The organism is Caloranaerobacter longqiensis, from assembly GCF_050286925.1.
Lineage (GTDB): Bacteria > Bacillota > Clostridia > Tissierellales > Thermohalobacteraceae > Caloranaerobacter.
In genome coordinates this window covers 1-4,982 of record NZ_JBFWFX010000038.1, presented here as the reverse complement: position 1 = coordinate 4,982, position 4,982 = coordinate 1, and the positions used below count along the sequence as shown (strand labels likewise).

Here is a 4,982-nt window from a genome sequence, read left to right as displayed (position 1 = left end):
ATCATATATTTATTCTCTTGTTTTGCTTTTCTGATTAGTTTCAACAACTCCATAAGGCTATAATCTTGTTTAATTCTAGGATCATTAGAAACTATAGTTTCAAATATTGATAATGATTCGGGTGGTATTAATGTAACTCCAAGTCGATCTAAAGCCACACTAGGTTTATTCAAATCACCACCTACATATGTTTTCATTTTGGTTAATTCTTCCCACCAATCATCAATATAAATATCATCATCAATTGTTACACAATTATACTTTTCTGGTTCATATTCAATGTATCTCTTATTTTTATCTATCTTGTCAATAATTCCAAATTGAGTAGGAATCAATCTACCACCTCCTTTTTTAGTTTATTGTATTTATTAACTCTATATTATGAAATTAGAATTAATACTTTTCGCCAAAGCTTACTAAATCGCCAGATGGTACACTATTTACACATACTACGTGCAGATAATATGTTTTATATTCATAAATATCTAAATTAGTTCTCCTCTCCTGTAGAGAACTATAGAAATAATAGTATCAGGGCATACTAATTATTTCTATTTGCTAATGTATAGTATCATTATACCCCTCATTCTAAATTTGTCAATAATTTCATTGTAAGTATTTTCCGACATAAAACGACAGAAAGTTATATAATACAATTACAATGCTGTGTCGTAAAAAAAGCTAGCTAAAATAACTTTACATAATTCTGACTAGCTTTTTAAGCTGACTTTATTTAACGTAAAGGCCTACTCGCTAGTAATGTATCCACGTACTTTATACTTAAAATATATTAAAACATCTAAAAATAGACATATAACTATCCAGATAAGCTTATTAGTAATCCATTCATCTCCAAAAAAATACAAACTTAAGTAATTGAAAGGAAAATTTCTATATACAGAATTTAAAGTTACAAAAGCGAATAGTATAGCTAATGATATATATTTGTTTTTAATCCATGTATTAACAAAAGAGTATACCTTAGTTAATACTAATAAAGAAATTAAAAACGCTACAAATACTTTTAGAATGCCCACATTAGAATATTGAACTCCATCCCAATTCCCGGCTTCATATATATCTATCTTATCAAAAAACAAAATAGCATATTCTATAAATGTTAAGACAGAAAAAACAAACGCAATTCCAAAACAGCTGATATATCTAAATTGATAAAGCTTAAATTTACAAAATTCTGATTTGTTTTCAAAATGTAACATTCCGTTTTCATAACTAACACTTAGGACATTTAAAAAAATGATTGAAAAAACAAAAGGGACTAATCCTTCAAAATAATATATATATATGACGTTAGACTACATTGATTAAAAGCAGTATGCAAAAAAAATGCTGTAAACAATGTTATAAACATCTTAGCGTCTATCATTTGCTTAAAACAATATTTTAACACTTTAACATTTCTGTTCATTTTTAATTCCCCTTATTGATAGTTTGAAATTGAACATACCTACCCTCTTTTTATCTAGAATATAAAACATAACTGGCAATAATATAATAAACATACTAATCATGATAATTCTATTTATGATTAAATCATTATACTCTACTGCAGTTAACGGTTCAAATAAAGTATCGTATCTAATAATCAAATTAGTTTTATTAATGGTATAACCTAATTCAGGTGAAATTTTTGAAGATAGAGATTCCACAATATAATAAATTGGAAATGCAACAAAAGGACTATCAAATAAATAATATAAAAAGTTTATAAATCCAATTATTATTAAAAGACTTGGTACGACAAATAATAAATACACTTGTACATAATCATATATACTTGTAACATAAGTTCCTTTTAAATGCCAATTAAATAAAAATGCAAAACTGAACATTTGAACAGATGTAACGATAAGTACTATTAGAAACTCCACAGCTATATTGTTTAAAATATAACTATAACTTTTAAAAGATTTTGGATAAATTAAATACTTTACTTTTTTATTATTTAGAACAGAAAACCTAAAAGTGATAAAAACAAATAAACTTAAACTCCATATTATCATTAATCTATCAGCATATCTCATTGCAAAATAATAAGATATACGATGTTTTTCTAATGAATTTTCTATCCTTTTATTTACATCAGAATAATCTTCACCTGACAAGCGTTCTAATTTATTAAAATAAGCTTCGTGTTTAGCATCTGTACCAATATCTATAGCATAATAAAATAAATCAGTATATGCTTGATAAAATTCATCAATAGTTTGACTTTTTAAGATTTTATTTTCTATTATATTTCTTTCTCCTAAACTTAGGCTATCATCATTTTCTAATATTTTGCTATAATAATCTCTGATTATTGTTAGCTTTGTTTCATCATCATACGTATATAATGCCTTAACAAAGTCAGATGAGCCACCCGTATTAGCCATTTTCATGAGTTCTTCATTATTAGTAATGGGGAAATATTGGAAATATGGTCGGAATTCATCAAATAAAAAAATACTAGTTATTACTATAAGTACAATTAAAATTACTGAACTAATGCTTTTTTTAAATAAGAATTTAAACATGATTTAACACCTCTTTAAGTATCATTTGCACATATATATCTATACAAAATAGTATTTCTAAACTACTCATAACTTGAACTAACCATCTCTCTTTTTAGTAAGTACATATATGCTGTCTCCAAAGTTTTATCAACTTTTTTTATGTATTTAAAGTTAGGATTTGTAGTAACTACTTTTATTGTGCAACTATCATGATTATGATTTATATCGGTAATAGTTCCGTACTCTCTAAAATTATCTATATCTTCTACTTTACACTCTACTTCATAAACATCTGGAGAAGATTCAATCAAATCATTTATATTTCCTGAATAGAGTAATTTGCCTTTTGAAAGAACGATTACTTCATCACATATTGACTTAATATCTTCGACTATATGAGTTGATAAGATTACTGTTCTTCCTACAGAATATCTTTTAATAAGATTCCGCATTTTTATTCTTTCCTCTGGATCAAGGCCGACTGTAGGCTCATCCACAATTAATATTTCCGGTTCATTAATCATCGCACAAGCCAATCCTAATCGTCTCTTCATTCCTCCAGAGAGCTCTTTTGTTTTTCTATACATTTGCCTTGTTAGGCTCAATTCTTCAAGCAATTCTTTTATTTTGCCATCAATATCCTTTTTTTTCATATTTTCTAGTAAACATATATACTCTAGCATTTCATAAACAGTAAAACTTCCATAAAACCCAAATTCTTGGGGCATAAATCCAACTATTTTTCTAATTTTGTGATAATTTTTATTTTTAATTTCAATATCATTTATTATTATTTCGCCTTGTTGTATACTTTGCAAAGTAACCATCAATTTCATGAGAGTTGTTTTACCAGCTCCGTTTTCACCTAAAAGTCCGATCATTCCCTTATTTATTTCTAAACTTAAATCATCTATTGCAATATGATTCTTATATTTATAAGTAAGATTTTTTATTTTTATCATTCTATCACCTCAAAGTTTTATTCATTAACTAAGTCTAATGTTTAACACAGCATAAAGGGACGGTTATGTTTTACCGTATTTTTTACTATTTCACTTTTATATTTATTTAAAATAAATGCCTACTTCTTTTATATCTACAGTTATACCAATACACATAACTTGCTTTTCTTGGCATAAAATTTACTTCTAGTTAAGCTTGTCCTAATCTGGGAGCGACAACAATACATAAGAACCGTCCCTTTGTGTCTTTTGTATATGTTTGCCATTTATCCATATCATCTATACCAAAACTAAAAAAATCCTGTATCGGTGATATGATTTGTTTGATAGTTTCGACATCATGCTCTGTTAAATTATATATATATTTCAGCACCGTAATGAGCACTACAAAAATTACTATATCTCGTTTTCACTTTTTTCATTTTCATTGAGTTTTCCATATTTTAAAGCAGTTTCTATTACTTCTTTTTCATTTTTCCAGCAGCGGATTTCAAAAGGATAACCGGATTTTAAAAATATAGATATAATCTGTTTCCACCATTTTGTATTTATATTGTTAATTTCATAGTCAACTACATTAAGACTTATTCTTTTCATAATCTTTCGCCTCGCTTGCTATTGATATAGAATCAATCTATCTCTTTGTAATACTTCTTTTTTAAATATTTTTTTAAATATTTTTTATGATAGATCTATCAACTACATAAACAAGCTTGTTTATAGTAATCATTATACTCTCTAATTCCAATTTTGCAAACATTTTCATTGTAAGTATTTTCCGGCATAATTCGTATTTTCTTATTCATAATATTTTTTATTTTTTTTCAAAAAAAGAGGTGGATTAAAAATGTTTCTATTTTCAAATTACTGCTCCAAAGCTATATACCTACGGTGTAGATAATCCAATAGCAGCTATAGAGAACTTTACAGCAATTACTTTAAGAAATGTTATAGGGGAACTAGAACTTGATGAAACATTAACATTAAGGACAAAGATGAGAAGCATATTAGATGAAGCAGTCCCTTGGGGTATAAAGGTAAACTGTGTTGAAGTTAAAAATATAATTCCACATGCAGATATTCAAGAAGTAGTGTAAAAACAGATGAGAGATAAAAAAATATAAAAAATAAAGAGTAGGCTATAATGGCCTGCTCTTTATAACTTACAAAGGGGTTATATTCAAAAGTATTTTATAATTTTTTCATATAAATCATTCGGAACTTTATAATATCTATTTACCGTTTTATCATATTAATATATCATATTTATAATATTTTTTTGTTTCTGTTTAGCAATAGGTAATAAATGTAATAAGATTAATTTTTGTCTAATTACTGACATAAATCCAGTTAGCATTAAACACCAAAATGAATCATATATTTATTCTCTTGTTTTGCTTTTCTGATTAGTTTCAACAACTCCATAAGGCTATAATCTTGTTTAATTCTAGGATCATTAGAAACTATAGTTTCAAATATTGATAATGATTCGGGTGGTATT

The 4,982-nt window shown here is 26.4% G+C and carries 6 protein-coding genes; 1 reads left to right on the top strand and 5 read right to left on the bottom strand.

The features are described from left to right. The 5 genes from AB4Y15_RS13665 to AB4Y15_RS13645 form a co-directional block, all read right to left on the bottom strand. A partial coding sequence (locus AB4Y15_RS13665) for a hypothetical protein (protein ID WP_427340898.1) occupies positions 1–335 on the bottom strand: 335 nt, incomplete at its 3' end. Positions 336–746: 411 nt separating this feature from the next. Continuing rightward, positions 747–1,100, bottom strand: coding sequence for a hypothetical protein (locus AB4Y15_RS13660; RefSeq protein WP_427340897.1), 354 nt, complete (start codon positions 1,098–1,100; stop codon positions 747–749). Between the two features lie 312 nt (positions 1,101–1,412). Further along, positions 1,413–2,537, bottom strand: coding sequence for a hypothetical protein (locus AB4Y15_RS13655; protein ID WP_427340896.1), 1,125 nt, complete (start codon positions 2,535–2,537; stop codon positions 1,413–1,415). 62 nt (positions 2,538–2,599) lie between these two features. Continuing rightward, on the bottom strand, positions 2,600–3,481 hold the full coding sequence (locus tag AB4Y15_RS13650) for an ATP-binding cassette domain-containing protein (RefSeq protein WP_427340895.1): 882 nt from the start codon (positions 3,479–3,481) through the stop codon (positions 2,600–2,602). 396 nt (positions 3,482–3,877) lie between these two features. Next, on the bottom strand, positions 3,878–4,078 hold the full coding sequence (locus AB4Y15_RS13645; RefSeq protein WP_427340894.1) for a hypothetical protein: 201 nt from the start codon (positions 4,076–4,078) through the stop codon (positions 3,878–3,880). A gap of 266 nt (positions 4,079–4,344) precedes the next feature. Between AB4Y15_RS13645 and AB4Y15_RS13640 the strand changes: the two genes are divergently transcribed. Next, on the top strand, positions 4,345–4,578 hold the full coding sequence (locus tag AB4Y15_RS13640) for an SPFH domain-containing protein (protein ID WP_427340899.1): 234 nt from the start codon (positions 4,345–4,347) through the stop codon (positions 4,576–4,578). Positions 4,579–4,982 lie beyond the last annotated feature (404 nt).